The 18250-nt window shown below is 52.3% G+C and carries 15 protein-coding genes; 5 read left to right on the top strand and 10 right to left on the bottom strand.

The window, feature by feature from the left end:
- The first annotated feature begins 166 nt into the window (after window positions 1-166).
- Complete coding sequence (locus tag ACYP03_RS07420) at window positions 167-880, top strand: hypothetical protein (RefSeq protein WP_459779089.1); 714 nt, start codon at window positions 167-169, stop codon at window positions 878-880.
- 247 nt (window positions 881-1127) lie between these two features.
- Window positions 1128-1802, top strand: a complete 675-nt coding sequence (locus ACYP03_RS07415; RefSeq protein ID WP_459779088.1) for a phage integrase — start codon at window positions 1128-1130, stop codon at window positions 1800-1802.
- On the opposite strand, the gene ACYP03_RS07410 is transcribed toward ACYP03_RS07415, so the two are convergent.
- Both ACYP03_RS07410 and ACYP03_RS07405 read right to left on the bottom strand, forming a co-directional pair.
- The gene (locus ACYP03_RS07410; protein ID WP_248141816.1) at window positions 1792-2220 is read right to left on the bottom strand and encodes a GFA family protein; all 429 of its coding nucleotides are present in this window, start codon (window positions 2218-2220) and stop codon (window positions 1792-1794) included. The genes ACYP03_RS07415 and ACYP03_RS07410 overlap by 11 nt on opposite strands.
- Window positions 2221-2261: 41 nt before the next feature.
- Entirely contained in the window at window positions 2262-3839 is a 1578-nt protein-coding gene (locus ACYP03_RS07405) for an ATP-binding cassette domain-containing protein (protein WP_459779087.1), read from the bottom strand.
- A gap of 530 nt (window positions 3840-4369) precedes the next feature.
- Between ACYP03_RS07405 and ACYP03_RS07400 the strand changes: the two genes are divergently transcribed.
- The 3 genes from ACYP03_RS07400 to lhgO all read left to right on the top strand — a co-directional run bounded on the left by ACYP03_RS07400 (window position 4370) and on the right by lhgO (window position 8915).
- Window positions 4370-5383: a TAXI family TRAP transporter solute-binding subunit gene (locus tag ACYP03_RS07400; protein WP_459779086.1), complete on the top strand. Its 1014-nt coding sequence runs from the start codon at window positions 4370-4372 to the stop codon at window positions 5381-5383.
- 71 nt (window positions 5384-5454) lie between these two features.
- Window positions 5455-7659: a TRAP transporter permease gene (locus ACYP03_RS07395; protein ID WP_459779085.1), complete on the top strand. Its 2205-nt coding sequence runs from the start codon at window positions 5455-5457 to the stop codon at window positions 7657-7659.
- Window positions 7656-8915, top strand: coding sequence for an L-2-hydroxyglutarate oxidase (gene lhgO / locus ACYP03_RS07390; protein WP_459779084.1), 1260 nt, complete (start codon window positions 7656-7658; stop codon window positions 8913-8915). Before ACYP03_RS07395 ends, lhgO begins: the two co-directional genes overlap by 4 nt.
- 75 nt (window positions 8916-8990) lie before the next feature.
- On the opposite strand, the gene ACYP03_RS07385 is transcribed toward lhgO, so the two are convergent.
- From ACYP03_RS07385 to ACYP03_RS07350, 8 genes are all read right to left on the bottom strand, one after another.
- Window positions 8991-9869 (bottom strand): 6-carboxytetrahydropterin synthase, encoded by an 879-nt coding sequence (locus tag ACYP03_RS07385; protein ID WP_459779083.1) that lies wholly within the window; start codon window positions 9867-9869, stop codon window positions 8991-8993.
- A 98-nt stretch (window positions 9870-9967) separates the two neighbouring features.
- A complete protein-coding gene (locus ACYP03_RS07380) occupies window positions 9968-10684 on the bottom strand; it encodes a hypothetical protein (RefSeq protein WP_459779082.1) in 717 nt (238 codons plus the stop codon).
- Between the two features lie 122 nt (window positions 10685-10806).
- Window positions 10807-11187, bottom strand: a complete 381-nt coding sequence (locus ACYP03_RS07375) for a SpoIIAA family protein (RefSeq protein WP_459779081.1) — start codon at window positions 11185-11187, stop codon at window positions 10807-10809.
- A 125-nt stretch (window positions 11188-11312) separates the two neighbouring features.
- Window positions 11313-12866 carry a long-chain-fatty-acid--CoA ligase gene (locus ACYP03_RS07370; protein ID WP_459779080.1) on the bottom strand — a complete coding sequence of 518 codons (1554 nt, stop codon included), beginning with the start codon at window positions 12864-12866 and terminating at the stop codon, window positions 11313-11315.
- Window positions 12867-13036: 170 nt separating this feature from the next.
- Window positions 13037-15052 carry an alkaline phosphatase D family protein gene (locus ACYP03_RS07365; RefSeq protein WP_330960344.1) on the bottom strand — a complete coding sequence of 672 codons (2016 nt, stop codon included), beginning with the start codon at window positions 15050-15052 and terminating at the stop codon, window positions 13037-13039.
- A 143-nt stretch (window positions 15053-15195) separates the two neighbouring features.
- Window positions 15196-15939, bottom strand: a complete 744-nt coding sequence (locus ACYP03_RS07360; protein WP_330960345.1) for a sulfite exporter TauE/SafE family protein — start codon at window positions 15937-15939, stop codon at window positions 15196-15198.
- Window positions 15939-16469, bottom strand: a complete 531-nt coding sequence (locus ACYP03_RS07355; protein ID WP_330960346.1) for a cupin domain-containing protein — start codon at window positions 16467-16469, stop codon at window positions 15939-15941. Before ACYP03_RS07355 ends, ACYP03_RS07360 begins: the two co-directional genes overlap by 1 nt.
- 17 nt (window positions 16470-16486) lie before the next feature.
- Window positions 16487-18229: an FAD/NAD(P)-binding protein gene (locus tag ACYP03_RS07350; RefSeq protein WP_459779079.1), complete on the bottom strand. Its 1743-nt coding sequence runs from the start codon at window positions 18227-18229 to the stop codon at window positions 16487-16489.
- Window positions 18230-18250: the final 21 nt, after the last annotated feature.

Genomic DNA, 18250 nt, shown 5'->3' with positions numbered 1-18250 from the left:
TCCATTTTATAAAAAACTCTATCTTTGATTCATCTGTGCTAAATTGTCATAAGATAAATTGGTTTATTAAGACGTCAATATCTGCATTTTCTAAAGATGTTATACTGATTCGGCTTTTTTAAAAGGCACCGTGAGGCGTAGTCAATAAAGATTAAAGGATCTGAAAATGAGTATTAAAGATCAAACTGATACTACTACCATATCTCTCTGGAACCCCAGTGCCGCAGTAGGTTGGAGCTTACTGTTTTCACCGATTTTTGGAGCATGGCTTCACTCGAAAAATTGGAGCGCTCTTGGAGACGACGGAAAAGCAAAGCAATCGATGAACTGGGTATATGGAGCAATTGTTATTATTATATTGGCTATTCTTCTGCCAGAAAAAATCGGTAGCGCAATTGGATTGGGCTATCTCTTAAGTTGGTACTTCTCGTCAGCTCAGCAACAAGTAAAATATGTTAGAGAAAAACACAACAATGCATATCGAAAAAATGGGTGGGCCAAACCTATTGGCATTGCAGTCGTCAGTTTAAACTCATTTATTTTAGTTGCAGGTATAGCAACCACATATTTCGATTCGGACTTACAACAAGAAGTCGCGCTAACAGATGTTAGTGGGGTATGGCGAGCAAATCAAGATGGAACAATGGTGACGCTCAAACTAGACGGAAAAATAAAGACAATCGACATTAATGGACAAGAAATTCCTGTGGAAGTACAGGGGTTTGATTACGAAAACAAAATTTTATCTTTGGTTGTTAACAACAATCCTTCCATAATTTGGTCAGTGAGACAGATATTCTACAAAGATGGAACATTTATCCTGAGCCTCACCTTACATGACGGCACACAGGACGATCTTTCTTTTGTCAGGAACCTGTAACACCATACTAACGAAGAAGACATTGACTTACTTTTTCTCATGCTATAGAACCCAATTCGAGCCTTTGATCTAATACGGAAGTGTCCAAGGACGAGTTTGTATGGCTCATTGTACGATCTGTTAAAGCCTGAAGTGTCAGAATTCAAATGAGCCACCACTCATTGTTTTCTTCGTCCATATCAAACATTGTTTCGCCGCTCTCATCAACTTATACTGTTTTTATATACAGTATTTTTAGCGCTTTTCAATGTCTATCCAAAACCTTAAAGATGGCTCGAAGAATCCATGGATTTGTGAGTGCTACCCGAACGGCCGCAACGGCAAGCGAGTTCGTAAGCGTTTCAGTACTAAAGGCGAGGCCGTTGCCTTTGAACGCTACATCATGTGGGAGATGGACGATAAGCCTTGGCTGGGTGAAAAGCCGGATCACCGCCGCCTGTTAGACTTAATAGAACTGTGGTTTCAGCTACACGGTAAGAAACTCAGTTCTGGCCACAGAGCAAAAATACGTATGCTGGCGGTGTGTAACGACCTGAATAACCCGATTGCCAGCGACATCACCACCAAAGAACTGGCAAAACTGGACGAATGGAGCTTTCCAAATCCGTTTGAAGGGCTGAATTCAGTTCGGCGATCTGAACCCGAACTCACCTTCCTGACCGAGGCACAAATACTTCACCTGTTTGAAACCATCAAACAAAGCAACTGTGATGAAGAACTGAGGAAGATATTCAAGATTTGCCTGGCCACCGGTGCCCGAATCAACGAATCTGTGTTGCTGAAAGGTACCCACGAATTCGACTGCAAGATCACCTTTGTGAACACCAAAAAGAAGCGCAACCGTACTCTCCCTATTTCTGATTGCCACCACACAAAAAACCGGGCCATCACAGCCCGGGTTCTGTCGTACTTCAGGACATAAACTTCGCGAGCACTTCCGCTTCCGTCAGGTTCTCGGTGTCGTTGCTGAAGGCATAGTAAGCGGGTTTCTTGTCGATGAAGATTTGCTGATCCATCTCCAGTTCTTTTTCCTGATCCAGCAAGCCAGCCGGAACCATGTACTGGCCGGTTGGCTTCAGGAAATAGAACAGGTGTGTGCCGCACTGTTTGCAGAAGCCGCGTTCGGCCCATTCGGATGACGCAAAACGGGTGATATTTTCTTCACCGGTAAAAGTCACTTCGGTGCCCGCAGCTACAGAAAGGTACGGGCCACCGCCCCACTTTCTGCACATGTTACAGTGACAGGCTTCTGCATGTTTGGCGCCGCTGGTTGAGTTCAGCCCGACCTTGCCACACAAACAATGCCCATGAATATGGTGAAATGTTGTCGTTTCAGACATGATGATCTCCTGATTGAAATGCCTCAGATAGCATAATGGATTTACTGTGATAATTCCCAGTACTGATTCACACCACATTCAGAAACAAACGCCGGATCATGGCTGACCAGAATATAGCTGCCCTGATGCTGACTCAGCGCCTGTGCCATCAGCGATTTTCCTTCCAAATCCAGATGATTATCCGGTTCATCCAGCAGTAAGACCCCTTCCTGATACTGATGGCTCACCACCAGCATCGCCAGTCGCATCCGTTCGCCGCCGCTCAGGGTTGAGACTTGCTGCGCAACCCGATCGCCCCGAAAACCAATACAGGCAGCCAGGGTTCTCAACTCGCTGGCCGGATACGCCGGACACAACCGCAGCAGGTTCTCCAGAATGCTGTCGGACAAGTTCAGCAGGGAAAAGTGCTGGTCGAGATAACAAACCGAGCCGTGTCTTTGTACCTGACCGCATTTTGCCGGTAACTCACCAAGCAGGGTTTTCAGCAGGGTCGATTTCCCCATCCCGTTATTTCCTTGCAGGTGAATTTTATCGCCGAACCACACACTGCGGCTGACTGTCGGCATCTTCCCCCGCACCAGACCCAGTTCAGTGATCGTCAGTAAACGCGCACTTTGCTTTCTGACCGTTTCAGTACTGAAGCTGAGCGGTTTGGCTGGATCGACTTTCGCCTGAAGCGTTTTGAGCTTTTCTCTGGCCTGGGTCAGTTGCTGATCCTGCTGCTGTTTCCTTGAAGATACGGCGCTTTCGGCACTGTTTTTCTGAAAATCCAGCAAGAGTTTCGACTGACTGCCGCTGCGTCTGTCCCGGTTGCCGGAGGCCGCCCGTTTTTGCGTTTTCTCTTCATTGCGCTGGTGCTGCCGGGTCAGGCTGGCAATCTGCTGCTTCGCCTTCACCAGCCCGTTGGTCAGCGCCTGTGCCTCCTGCTGTTTTTGCAGGCGGTAATCAACAATATCCCGTCCGTAACACGTCAGCCCGGTATGACTGAGTTCATAAATACAGTCGGCCAGTGTCAGTAATTGCTGATCATGGCTGATCAGGAAGATCCCGCCGGAATAACCCGCGATCTGTTCGGCCAGCCAGGTTCTGCCCGCCTGATCCAGATGGTTGGATGGTTCGTCCAGAATCAGCAGTCCGGCTTCGCTTTGAAAACACAGCCATAAACGCAGCCGGGTCAGCTCGCTGCCGCTGAGGTGCGAACAGTGTTGCCAGGGGTCATCGGGGAGTCCCAGCGCTTGCAGTTGCCGTGAAAGCTGAACCGGTAAATCCCACTGGTCGTCCACGGCCTCAAAATCAGCCGGGTCGCAACTGCCCGCTTCGATGCGCGACAGTGCCTGTAAACAGGCATCCACGCCCAGCGCTTCTGCGACTGTGCCAAGTGCCGATAAATCTGCCGTCTCTGTGAGCTGCGGCAGTGCGACAACATGGCCTTCTGCCGTGACTTTTCCTTCATCAGGCTGACGCCGGCCGCTCAGCACCGCCGCCAGCACCGATTTACCGCTGCCGTTTTTCCCGACGAGCGCCGTGACTTCACGCTGCAGTGTGATTGAAAGATCAGAAAATAATGGCTCGCCTTGCGGGAGCAAAACCGTGAGTGATTGTGCGTGCAGTAATGTCATATCGACCTCCTGTGCAAAAGCAGGGCGCGGCATGACCGTCAGAAAATGTATTGCAGTTGTGTCTGTTCAAAGCTTTCTTGAAATCGCAGGCAATCAAATGAAGCGATTGATAAAAAAGCGATTTGCACTTGAAGCGATGCGTATATAAAACAATGCGCAGCCATTGAAAAATGGCACAGACAAAGACGGTTAACGCCCACTAACCCTGCGGATCCAAAAAATAAGTTCAAAGGATGTCAGGGGGTTAGTGATTCATCGTGGCGTTAACTCCGGAAGAAATGATGCGCGCATTAAACCATCGGATGCATAAAATCGCAAGCCGCGTGGATTCGACTTCATGTCAAGACCACAGTTTCTGTGCAGCAGCCCGATCTGGTTCACAGAGAAAACAATCAGTAGCGGCGAATCCAACGGAACTGGCTAATATTAGCCAAGGAGATCAACACGTTAATTCGTTTCATGGCACCAGCAGTGGAATGTGCCGGTATCCGGGGTCGGCTGGCCCCGGCAATAGCAAGGAGCTTTACAGGATGTTGAAACGTACCCTCAAAACCCTCATCGCCACCGCGACCCTCAGTGCTTGCCTGACCGCAGGCGCACAGGCCGCAGAAAACAGAAACTATATTCTGGCGACGGCTTCCACCGGCGGCACCTACTACCCGGTTGGTGTGGCACTGGCAACACTCAGCAAGGTCAAGCTGGAGCCGGCCCATCACTTTTCACTGTCGGCCATCAGCTCGGCGGGTTCCGGTGAAAACGTCAAACTGATGAATGAAAACGAAGCACAGTTTGCGATTTTACAGGGCCTGTACGGCGCCTGGGCCTGGAATGGTGAAGGACAGTTTGCCAGCAGTGGCCGTCAGGACAAACTGCGCTCCGTGACCATGCTTTGGCAAAACGTCGAACACTTTGTGGTGCGTTCTGATCTGGCAAAAACCGGCACCGTGAGTGATTTATCCAACCTGAAGGGCCATAAATTCTCGATTGGCAGCAAAAACTCCGGGACGGAAGGTTCGGGCCGCCAGATCATGAAAGGACTGGGGGTGAATCCGGACAGCTTTAATCTGGCCTATCTGGGCTACGGTGCCAGTGCCGATGCCATGCAAAACGGCACGGTGGATGGCATGAATACCCCGGCAGGCGTGCCGGTCAGCGCCGTGACCCGGGCATTTGCTTCTCTGGGGAAAGACATCACCATTCTGTCATTCACCGATGCGCAGGTGAAAGAAGCCAATCAGAATTATGAGCTGTGGACGCCATATACCATTCCGGCCGGAACATATCCGGGCCAGGGAAAAGACGTTCAGACCATTGCGCAGCCCAACTTCCTGGCCGTTCGGGATGATATCTCCGAGCAGGATGTGTATCTGCTGACCAAAACCATTTACGAGAATCTGCCTTTCCTGAACAGCATCCACGCGGCGACCAAAGCTATGGCGATTGAAAAAGCCATTGCCGGACTGCCCGTGCCGCTCCATCCGGGTGCAGCCAAATATTACCGCGAAGTCGGGATTAACATTCCTGAACGTTTAATCGCGAAGTAAGCTTTCGGCCAGTCTTCTCCGGGCTGGCCATCTCATTTCACACCCCATGTTTGACCTTATGAGCGTACAGGATGACTCAAAACGCCGATCAACGCCCTGAACCAGAAACCGAAAAACAAACCACAGAGCAGGAAGCGCTGCAGCAGTTCGAACTGACCACGCGCAGCGATATTCCCTGGCTGACCCATTTTGTCACCGGATTTGCCGTGATTTTAGCGCTGCTGCATCTCTGGTTTAATACCCTCTCGACCCTGCCGGAATTGTGGGTCTCAGCGACTCACTTTGCCGGTTTTGCCGTCATCTGCGCGCTGCTGTACCCGGCCCATGCCCGCTTGCGGCACAGCAAAATTGCTTTATCCCTCGATATCCTGATAGCGCTCGGAGCGCTGGCCTGTCTGGTGTATATCCCGCTGGCCGAAGATGATTTATATGCCCGCGGCGTGAAGTTTGTCACCGCCGACTGGGTCTTCTCGCTGCTGGCGATTGCCATCGCACTCGAACTCATCCGTCGTACCATCGGGCTGTTCATTCCGGTACTGATTGTGATTTGCCTCAGCTATGTGGTGCTGTGGGGGAAATGGGTGCCGGGCATGTTTCAGTTTCCCGGTCTGAGTATGGAAACCCTGCTATACCGCAGCTTCTACAGTGCCGACGGTATGTTCGGCCCGATCGCCCGCATCAGCTGGAGCTATGTCTTCATGTTCATTCTGTTCGGCGCCTTTCTGGTGCGTTCCGGCGTGGGGGATTTCATCATTGATCTGTCCAAAGCGGCGGCAGGAAAAATCATCGGCGGTCCCGGATTTATTGCCGTGCTCGGCTCTGGCCTGATGGGCTCGGTTTCCGGCTCCAGCGTTGCGAATACCGTTTCAACGGGAGTGATCACCATTCCGATGATGCGTAAAGCCGGTTTTCCTGCCCGCTTTGCTGCAGGCGTCGAAGCAGCCGCATCGACAGGCGGGCAACTGATGCCGCCAGTGATGGGTGCCGGTGCCTTCATCATGGCCTCATATACTCAAGTGCCCTATGTCGATATCGTGGCGGTTTCTGTGGTGCCTGCGCTGATTTATTTTCTGTCCGTCGCCTTCTTTGTCCGCATTGAAGCCAAGCGCAGCGGCGTGCACAAAATTGACACCCACAGTGAACCGTTTCTGAAAGTCCTGTTCCGGGGCTGGCATAACCTGATCCCGATCGGGGTCCTCGTGGTGCTGCTGGTGAAAGGCTTCACACCCACTTATGCTGCTGGGATTTCGATCCTTTCGGTAATTGTCGCATCCTGGCTGTCCCCCAATAAAATGGGCCCGAAAGCCATCATCGAAGCGCTGTCAATGGGCGGCCGGAATATGGCTACGACTGCTGTGCTGCTGGTTGGCATCGGACTGGTCGTCAATGTCATCAGTACCACAGGGATCGGCAATACTTTCTCGCTGATGATTAATGAATGGGCTGGCGGCAACCTGCTGGTCATGCTGCTGCTGATTGCGCTGGCTTCGCTGATCCTCGGGATGGGCTTGCCCGTCACTGCCGCTTATATTGTGTTAGGCACGCTGTCGGCACCGGCGCTTTATCAGTTAATCGCTGAAAGTCAGTTGCTGGACTTACTGGTTCAGGGCCAGTTACCGGAACAGGCCAAGGCGATTTTCATGCTGGCTGCTCCCGATCAGCTGGCAGCGCTCAATGCGCCGATGACGATGGAAAATGCTCAGCGTCTGCTGGCAATGGTACCGGCCGATTTCAAGTCCATGCTGCTGGAACAGAGCCTCGGTGCAAGTGCCGTCACGCTGGCATTACTGTCAGCCCACCTGATCATTTTCTGGCTGTCGCAGGACAGCAATGTCACCCCGCCGGTCTGCCTGACCGCGTTTGCCGCAGCGACGATTGCACGCACACCGCCGATGCGGACGGGTCTGACGGCCTGGAAAATCGCGAAAGGACTGTATCTGGTGCCGTTGCTGATCGCCTATACCGCGCTCATCAGTCATGACTGGGGCGAAGTACTGCTGATTGGCGGATTTGCCGTCATTGGCACTTATGCGCTCATTGCTGCGATCGAAGGTTATCTGGAAGGCCGGTTGAATGTGCTCGGCCGTCTGCTCCTGACCGCAGATGCGGCTGTCCTGCTCTGGCCCGGTATCGATTGGTGGTGGCGGGTCGTCGCGGCCGTGATTTTCGCCGTGCTCTTTGTGTATACGGCACGAAACGGCACCCAAGGCATTCATACAATGTCCGGCACCTCCGATACGCCGTCTTCCTCAAACCAACAAAAGGTGATGCCATGACATCCGTGTACGATTATCTGGTGATTGGCGGCGGGATCGTCGGTGTCGCAACCGCCTGTGAACTGCAACGCCGTTTTCCCGAGTGTAAAATTCTGCTGGTGGAAAAAGAAACGCAGCTGGCCCGCCATCAGACCGGCCATAACAGCGGTGTGATTCACGCCGGGGTGTACTATACCCCCGGCAGCCTGAAGGCCCGCTTCTGTAAAGCCGGGGTCCAGCGCACCCTTGCATTCTGCCGGCAGCATGACATCCCGGTCGAAAACTGCGGCAAACTGCTGGTCGCAACCAATGAGACCGAACTGAGCCGGATGGAAGCCCTGTTTGAACGGTGCGGAGAAAACGGCATTGACGCCGAACTGCTGGACGCGGCGCAGCTTCACCAGCGTGAGCCGAATATCACCGGACTGGGCGCGATTTTTGTCCCTTCTACCAGCATTGTGGATTACCGTTTGGTGACGGAAACCATGGCGCAGCGCTTTCAGGCCATGGGCGGCCAAATTGCGCTGCACACAGAAGTGATCGGTATGACTGAAGACGATGAGGCCATCGAACTGACATGCCGTCAGCCCGGCGTCACCAGTGCCGAGCCATTTACTGTCAAGGGACGCTTTCTGGTCAGTTGCGGCGGCCTGATGGCCGACCGGCTCACCCGCATGCTGGGGCTGAATACCGATTTTCAGATCATTCCTTACCGGGGTGAATATTATCGCCTAGCCGCACGGCATAATCAGATCGTCAGTCATCTGATTTATCCCATCCCCGATCCTGATCTGCCCTTTCTTGGCGTGCATTTAACCCGGATGATCGACGGTTCCGTGACCGTTGGCCCGAATGCGGTGCAGGGCTGGAAGCGGGAAGGCTACGGACGGTTGAATTTCAGCCTCCGGGACAGTGCTGAGATGCTGTCTTTTCCCGGTTTCTGGCAGGTCACGGCCAAACACCTGAAAACCGGATTGCAGGAGTTCAGGGATGCCTGGTGGAAAGCCGGTTATTTAGAGCGGGTTCGGAAATATTGTCCGAGTCTGGCGCTGACTGACCTTGAACCGTATCCGGCAGGGATTCGGGCGCAAGCAGTACTCAAAGACGGAACTCTGGTACATGATTTTCTGTTTGCAGACAGCCCGCGCAGCCTGCATGTGTGTAACGCACCGTCACCAGCCGCAACGTCCGCCATGCCGATTGCCGACTACATCTGCGATAAAGTTGCTGAAAAAATGCCGCCTGTGGTTTCTGTTATTGATTCTGCAACGAACTGAGTGCTCATAAAAAAACACCCCGGTAATCATACCGGGGTGTTGATGTGTTTCTGTTCGACTGTTCAAGTCGCTTGTTTACAGACTCGCCATAGCGCCTTTTCCGACACCTTCATAAGCCACAACATCCAGCCGCTGGTTTTCACCCAGCTTCGGTTTCACTTCGGCCGCGATAAAATGCGCCAACAGTTCAATGGTGGTGTCGGTATGGATCATGTCAGTTTCGCTCTTAGCAATCGCCAGTTCAAACAGACCTTGTGGCGCGGTATAACGGAAACCATAGTGCGTCTCGTCCGTCGCACCTGCAGCATGTTCACTGAGGTTCAGTGCCGTCACGCTGACCTGATCTTCCGCAGTGCCCAGATAAATATCTGTCCAGCGCTTCGCCCAGTCGGCTTCCAGCTGGCTGTCCCGCTTGCCGTCAACATAGAGTTCAATCGGCGAGCGGTGACCGTGCGCAATACGCTGGCAGTTGCCGTCATGCTTTTTCAGACCATGGCTGTAATGATAGAAAGCACCGTCAATCTGTTCATGACGCAGCACCAGTTCCAGCCCCTGAACATTATCCGGCAACTCTCCGGCCAGCACTTGGTAAAGATGCTCGGTCACGGTGTCGATGGTAATGGCTTCGGCTTCAACTAAGCAGAATGCTTCTTCAGGACAGTGCAGGTGAATACTTTTCTCATCGCGCAGCAGATCAACCGTGGCATAACCTGGGGTTGTTTCCGCAATCTGCACTAACGGATGGTTCACAGGCACCAGCAGACGGTGATCCACGTATTCATCCACCAGCTTTTTGATCTGCTTCTTCACACGGCCAAAATCCAGCACCATGCTCATTTCATTCAGCTCGCCAGACATCACCACATCCAGTATCCAGCTGTCGCCCACCATACCGCGGGCCGGGCACAGGTATGAGGCATCAATAACGGTGAGATCTCTGACAAATAGCTTCACGCTGACGTCCTTACTGAAATGATAGTCGTTTACGGAGCTGGGCATTATACGCGGACAGCCGGAGGAGTAAACCTAAACCCGCTCCGTAAATCCGATGCTCAGTAGCGATAATTTGCCGCCAGAAACAGGGAGCTGACACCACGTTGCTGCGACTGAAAAGTAATCGCATTGCCCTGATCGTCTTGCCCCTGCCAGTTTTTCATCTTACTTGGCAGCATACTGTGACGAAATCCGGCTTCCAGAGTCATATCCGAAGACACCCGCCATGCCAGGCCGGTCTGCATCCCGAAAATCACCCCGTTCACATGATAGTCACTCTGATAATCCGAGTTTGATTTCACGCTGGCATAGCCTAAATGCAAGCCGACATAAGGTGAAAAGTCTTTGTGATATAAGAAGAAATAATCTGTCGCCAGCAGGTGGAGATTCGCCAGATTTTCATAACTCAGGCCGGATGACGAAAAGTCGCTGTCGCTGTGATGCCGTTCAAAACTGTAGTAGATCCGACTGCGTCCTTCCGGTGTGTAGTAGCCAAAATCCACACCCCAAAATCCGTTGCCGCCGGCATCTTTTGCGGTTTCGGTCTGACCAGACACCGTGGCTTTATCGGTCAGTCCCATCAGACTCACGCCGCCCCGCAAACCAAAGAAATAACGGCTGTCTTCTGCCTGCACAGTATCAGCCTGCTGTTCCGCATTGCTCATCGTTGCATCCGACGCAGGCTGTGCAAGATTAGCCTGCACACCGGCACTGAACAGACACCCTGCAAACATCGCAGACGCATAAGGAACAATAGAAGATGTTAGAAACTGCAAAGCTGCCTCCCTGAGATCACGGCTCGCCGGACCGTTGCCCGGTATTGCCGCATCATAGCAAGTCCCTGAATTCCAGACGAGCAAAAATCCGAGTCAAAACAAGAGGCAGCATCACTGGTGCTCTAATCCTCCCGCAACCAGGCCAGCGCATCCACCGGGGTATCGAAACATTTCACTTCCCCCGAAATAAACCAGCTGCCGACTTTCGCCATCACATCCATCCACTTCTTGTCACCATAAATAGCAATACGGTGAAATTTTTTGCCGTGTTTCAGGCCCAGTTTCAGATCATCCCACGCTGCTTTGAGCTCCCAGCCCTCAAACTCCGAGCCATCAAAATACACATTCACTTTCGGATGCTCGACGCCCGCCAGGGCTTCATCAATCAGTGGCGTGATCTGCTCATAATCTTCGTGAGTCAATTTACCGACCGCTTTCAGTTCCATGAAAAAATTATCGTCATGTCTGTCTACTTCAAAAAATAAACCGTGCGTGGTTTGCATACGGGCCTCCTGTTGCCGACGGCTGAGGAAAGTGAAAGATCAGGATAAGTGTAGCGGGCATCAGGAAAAATGACGGGATTTGAATCAATTGCCGGGCCATCTGGCCCGACAATGCAGCAAAAGAATTACGCCGTTTCGGTTGCGTTGCGCAGCTCTGCTTTCAGTTCTTTTTTGAGGATTTTGCCCGTGGCGTTCATCGGCAGGGCCTGACGGATTTCAACCTGGCGCGGATATTTGTACGCTGCCAGCTGGGCTTTCCCCCAAACCTGCAATTCAGTCTCAGTGATGGTCGCCCCTTCCTTCAGAACAACATAGGCCTTCACGTCCTCCCCATACTGCTGAGATGGAATACCAATCACAGCCACCATCGCCACATCCACATGCGTCATAAACACTTCTTCAATTTCGCGGGGATACACATTGAACCCACCACGAATGATCAGGTCTTTGACACGATCAACAATAAACAGGTTGCCATGTTCATCAAAACGTCCGATATCGCCTGAATGGAACCAGCCATGACGCAGCGCATTGTCGTTCTCTTCCGGACGGTTCAGATAACCTTTCATGACATTGTGACCACGAATAATAATTTCACCCGGCTCGCCCTGCGGCACCGGCTGATCATTGTCGTCCACCACGCGAATCTCAACGCCCTGAATAGGCTGCCCCACAGAACCGGGCAACCGGGGCTTATCCAGATGGTTAAAACTGGCAATCGGGCTGGTTTCTGACAATCCGTATCCTTCGAGTACAGGAATGCCGAACCTGCCCTCAAACGTCCGCAACACTTCGACCGGTAAGGAGGCACCACCGCTGACTCCCAGTCGCAGACTGGACACATCGTGTTCGGCTTTGCAGAGATTCAGGCTGATATACATCGTCGGTACACCGGCAAAGATGGTCACGCGATGCTGTTCAATCAATTCAAGCACCAGTGCTGCATCAAATCTCGGCACCATCACCAGGGTACAACCAAGACTGACCGGCGCATTCATATTGACGGTCTGACCGAATGTGTGGAACAACGGCAGCGTCAACAGGTGGACATCGTCCCCCCGCATCTGCATCAGATTTTGCGCTGCCAGCGCATTGATATACTGGTTGCTCTGTGTCAGCTCTGCGCCTTTCGGCAATCCGGTGGTCCCCGAGGTATACAGAATAACCGCCGTATCTTCGGCACTGCGGTATGCACAGTCACCATCAGAGGACTGATTTTTCATCAGCGCAGACAGGGTTGGCATGCCCTTGTATTCCTGCTGCGACTGATCCGCAGTCATCACCACCATATGTTCACAGCCGCCAACCTTCTGAAAAGCAGCAATCCCGGCATCCGCCATCGGTAATTCTGCCGTGCCTTCAAAACAGAAATAGAATTTCGCTTGTGCATCTTCCAGGTGGTACTGAATTTCCCGCTCACGCAGCAGAACATTCAACGGTACAACCACTGCACCGGCTTTTTGAATCCCGTAATAAACCAGCGGAAAATATGGCAGGTTAGGACAACTCAGCGCAATGCGATCCCCAGGCTGGACGCCTTTGGCTTTCAGGCCGTTGGCAATCTGACTGGCAATGGCATTGAACTGAGCGTAAGTGATCTGAGTCTCACCACAAATAATGGCGATTTTATCAGGTTGAGAAACAGCATTTCGTTGTAGTGCAGCGGCAAGATTCAGCATGGTGTTTTCCTTGTGATGTTCTCTACACAACCATCTTATTGTCGGGCCAGTTGACACAACCCGGAATTGATACAAAAGATTTAATCGGACGTTCGACCAAAGTCAACGAGGCGATTTGATTTTGTTAACAACTTGTGAAGCCAACGCAACTTTACGCCTGATCGTCAGGATCAGGAATTCAGTTTCTTCTCCGTTTTCGCGAGCCGCTTCGACTCCTGTCGGGTCGGCGGAAAGCCGATCGTCTCCCCTTCAGCGGTCAGGATCGCGATCCGCTCCGGTCGTCCCGATTCGTGAATCCAAAGCTCACCAATACAACTGGTGTTCACCAGACGTCCGTGCCCCGGCGTATCCGGATCCCGCTTCTCGATCTTCATTCTCTTCCGCTTCGTCAGCCAGTTCAGCGGTGAAGAGGGCGTATAAAGCAACCGGTCCATTCGCTCGCAAAAACGGAGCAACCGTTCAGGAAAGGTGTTTTTGATACCGCTGGCAGTCACCTGATAAATATGCGGGCTGTTGCGTCGAAAACGCAATTTGATGTCATAGGCAAAAGAATAGTGAACATCACCCGACAGGATCACAAAATTGGTCGGTGTTTTGGTGTGAGTGAAAATACTCAGCAGCGTATTGGCCGCGCCCGGATGAGCCATCCAGTTTTCCGCATCCACCATCAGCGGCTTGCCAAGCCAGGTCATGAGCCGTTGCAGGGCTTCTATGAATTTCACACCAAAAATCGGGGCTGGTGAAACAATAATGACCGCAGATTCGTGCATCAGGGCCTGCTGCATTTCTGTCAGGGCTTCCCAGTCCATCAGACCCGAAGGTTTGTTCATTTTCGATTCCGACCGCCAGCGCCGGGTGCGCGTGTCCAGCACCAGAATCTTAGGCTGCGTCGCAATCTCGTAATGCCAGTGCTCAAACTCGTACAAGAGACTGATCATCGCCTCATGGTTCTCATCACTGGGCTGCGAGAAAAATGCCCGGGCCTTGGCAGCAAAGCGTTCGTCAAACCGGGACGGGTCATTCCCCCATCCCTGACACAACCAGTACCCGAACAGACTGTTGCCGATGATTCGTCGTGAAAAAGCATTCTGATAGACAGCCTGCTCCCAGCCTACCGTCAGGTTCCAGTCATCCGTGACATCATGATCATCAAAAATCATATAAGTGGGAATATGCGCCATCAGACGCTGTACCTGATTCAGACCTGAAATAAATCCGTCAATTTCCGCCTTTTCCCGATGCCAGAGCTGTTGCCATTTCTCAGCCAGCACCTGCGTGCCGCACTGAAAACCCTCTTGTGCCAGCCTGCCGTGATCCACCAGCCGCCAGACCTGCGGCGACCACACCAGCAGATACATCGCCAGAAATTCGCTCAGACCAATCAGGTGGTTTTCACAGTCAGTTGAACTGAAAACAGGACGACAGCGTTTCGGCAGCCAGCTGAATCCACGGCTATCTGACAACCAGTGTCCGGTTTCTTCGTGAACAGGCAAAACCTGATCACGGCCGTATAACTGATAATCACTGTGTCGCAGCTCAGACAAGGATGCATAAGGCGCATCGGAAAAGTGCTCGTCGGGCAAACCCAGCAGATCAATCACCTGACTGATCGCATCCAGTGTTGGCCCGGCAACATGATCGGCATAAATTTGATCGCCGCTCATCATCAGCAAAGCCGGACGTTCCGAAACAGCCAGCGAAGCCACCTTACTGTCTGCAGCTACCAGACTGTCTTTTCCGGGGAAATGCGGATTTCTGCAAGAACCATGCTGGATATAATCCGCACGGGATTTGATCATCAGCGACAATCGTTTCTCGCCGGGATAAAGCAGTTCGGGGATCAGGGTGCTCACCGGCCCCTGCTGAGTCTGGATTTCATAGGCCAGTTCACAATCGACAGGGAACTCACCTAGAAATTGCGCCATCACAATCCAGGCAGAACGGCCGACCTGAATCTGTTGTTCAGCTGTCAGTTCTGCCTGGAAAAAAGCTTTTTCCTCCGTGGCATGAAAGAGCTCAAACTGCCCTTCCAGTCTTGAGGTCGTCACCATCCACACCGTGACCGACTGGGCATCACATCGCCGCAATACCGGACCGGCGAGCACCAGCGGCAACTCAGTCTCATCCTGAGCAGGTAGGCTTGACGAATGCTGTGTCTTTTTCTGATGTTGATTGCTGACTGTCATCTATCCCCGAATATCTGTCTCTGGACAACAGAAGGCATTGTAACCGATACACTTTCGTCTGATGCAAATTGATTGTCAAAGCCGGGGACAGGTCATGTGAAGCGGTGCGCAGCGGGTGATTCCCGGCGACACACCGCCAGACGTCACAGGTGGTTGAGGATAATGTATCCACCCAGAACAAAGAGGGACATAAAAAACAGCCGCTGAAAAACAGGGACAGATAAGCGCTGACGCACCTTTGCACCAATAGCCATACCCGCGAACGCCGGCAGCAAAGCGACGAGAGAAAGACCGCTGGCTGAGAGTGTCAGTATATTTTGCACCCATAGTCCGAGCATCAGCCCTGCAGAAGAGAAGGTGAACAGAATCCCCATGGCCTGCACCAGTTTTTCTTTGGGCAGCCCAGCTGATTGCAGATAAAACACCCCGGGCACGGCAGAAGATCCCGTCAGGCCGGTAAAGATGCCATTACAGGTGCCCATTGCCACGCCAAACGCCGTCTGCCACTGAGGCCGGACAGACAAGCGAAAATTCAGCAGCCCGGTCACAGCATACAGGCTCAGCAAAATGCCTAAACAGAGGGACATGTAGCCCGTGTCGATCATCAGCGCCAGCCAGCACCCGGCTCCGACTGAAACCGTAGCCGACAGGAAAAACAACCAGTGTTCACGGCTGAGCGACCGGGCATGTGGTCCGGTAACAGCCTGATAGATGTTGGTCAGAAATGCGGGTAAAGCCACCATCGACATTGCGGAATGAATCCCGATCACCGTCGTCAGTAACCCCAGAACAACGGGTGGCAGGCCGAGGCCCACCACACCTTTGATCATGCCGGCAAACGCAAAGACCAGCATGATGATTACGATGGTTGTAACGTCATATTCCATCAAACAATTTCTTCCGGCATCAGAGGGTAAATCGCAGCAATGCCCTGCTCTGCAAAGTATCTCAGTGCCGTCACCACATCCCGGTTCTCCTCATCGGTGAGTACCTCAGGTTTGTGCTGTGTAAAGTGATCGGCCAGCGCCAGGATGTCTGCTTTACGGTCCTCAATGTATACCGGCGTTTCATCCCCGTTTTGCGGTCCCGTTTCCGACAGCAGCGCCTGCATGGCGCGGGTATCTTTCACGAACTCGATATCAAAATGACCGAGCTGCATCAGTACATACCGGCTAGCCACTCCCTCCGGGGCACCATTGGCAAATCGGTGTTTTACCTGAGCCGGGATCTGAAACACTTTTCCCTGAGGCACAATAAACAGCTTTTCGAGCTCAGGCAGTTCAATACGAATGGTACCTTTCGAGCAATAGATCATGTCAGAGACCGACTGGTGAAAATGATACGGCACCGCCTCATGATCCAGATTAAACAGACTGACGCGAATACCGTCCTGATAATAAAACTCTTTCATTTCCATGACTGCATTTCCTTAAATTAGTTCTGCCAGGCAGACTCAGCGACCAATGGTGACGATTGACGGGCACAATAGGCAGCCCATTCTTCTGACAACCACATTGCCGCTTCAACAAACGCGGCTGAAAAGTTCCGCTCATTCTGCCAGTAACGGGTCAATACGCCATACGAAGCAATCCATGGTGACGGGACCACTCTGCCGGTTTCCGGATCCCGGCACATCACGCCATAAGATTCATCGCTGTCGAGCATAATCCCCCCGGTCGAATAATGACCTTCCCGGTTTGCCAGCAGCTCTTCACGTTCAGCCAGCGCCGACACCAGTCTGGACGGATGCAGGGACAACCTGAAATCCTGTCCGGATGCACGAATTACGGCATCAACCAGCCTTGTGCTCTCCGCGTCTCCGTCTGTGAAGGTGACTTGATACTGGCCACCATGAGCCACAGGATTACCCGATATCTGGTAGCCCATTTTTACGGAGTCCAGCTTTCCGGATTCAAACAAAGCCAGCAACTTTTCAGCGTTCAGTAAAGGAATCGGTACGGCAATCCGGATAAAGTGCGTGTCCAGCTCCCGGTCATAGATTTCTTTCTCAAACGCATTCAGATGACGATAGAATTTCATCCGGCGGGCTTTGAGAAGAATTGTATGAACCAGATTATTCTCATGCGGACAGGTCACATCATAGCGGAGCTTTTCAAAAGCATTTTCAAACTTTGGTTCGACAATATCCTGCCAGCCGATCTGACCTGATGTCGCCGCCCTCAGTTCCTGATCAATCATCGACAAAATATCATTCAGACCTAATTTTTGACCCAGTACCCGTTCAAGCTCGCCGAAGGTCTCTTCCGTCAGATACTGAAATTGATACTCGACCGACGCGCCCCGAACCGCAGGGAAAAAACCGCACCGGCTACCCGCGACAATCTGAATCTGAGCCTCTTCCGGCGACGGGGTATAGCCTGTGATATGCCCGCTGTCTGAAAAATGGAATGTCCCGGATTCGGCCAGCGACATAATGGCATCGATTCCGCTCGGTCCCATCCCTTTGACAAAACACGTCAGGGTTTTGTCCCGGACGGCTTCAGACCACGCCGCCACGCTGGCCCGGAGTTTTGAATCGGGATAAGGACTGTCAAGGAAATTCCCGGCAATCATTTCAGATTCAGTATCCAGCGGCACCCAGTGACCGGTCGAAAGAAGCAACTTGTCGATCCCGGTGATGACTTCTCTGCTGCCATCATCCACACGTTCAATCACGAGACTGAACCGCTCTGACTGTCTGAATCCATCGATTGCACAATAGCCGTTATAGGATTGAATCCGGATCCCATGACGACGGGCCTTCATGACTGTATCCCTGAACCGCTCTTCCAGATAGACCCCAAATAACGCCCGGGGATAAAATCCTTCCGGATCCGGTTCCCATGCATCCAGCGGGACACCCGGATGCGTCTCCCGGATCAAAGCCGGAAACTCTGCGGCCAGACGCTGGCGATGCTCACCCAGCCAGTCATAAAAATCATCTCCGGCAAGCGACATTTGCCGGGCCTGATTATTACAGAGATGGCCGGGTAACAATTCGTACGGTGCGTATGGATAGCCGGGACCATTCACCTGACGCGACTCAATAGTCAGAATTTCCACGGATGGCACAGGGCGCCGATCTGCGGTCAGGGCATTCACGAGATGAAACAAAGCAGCCGTACCGGAAAACCCGGTCCCCACAATACACAGCCTTGTTGGATTGACTTCAGACATAATCTCCCTCTTTGAATCATC

The sequence above is a fragment of the Photobacterium sp. R1 genome (genome assembly GCF_054600795.1).
This window is presented reverse-complemented; position numbering and strand designations above follow the sequence as displayed.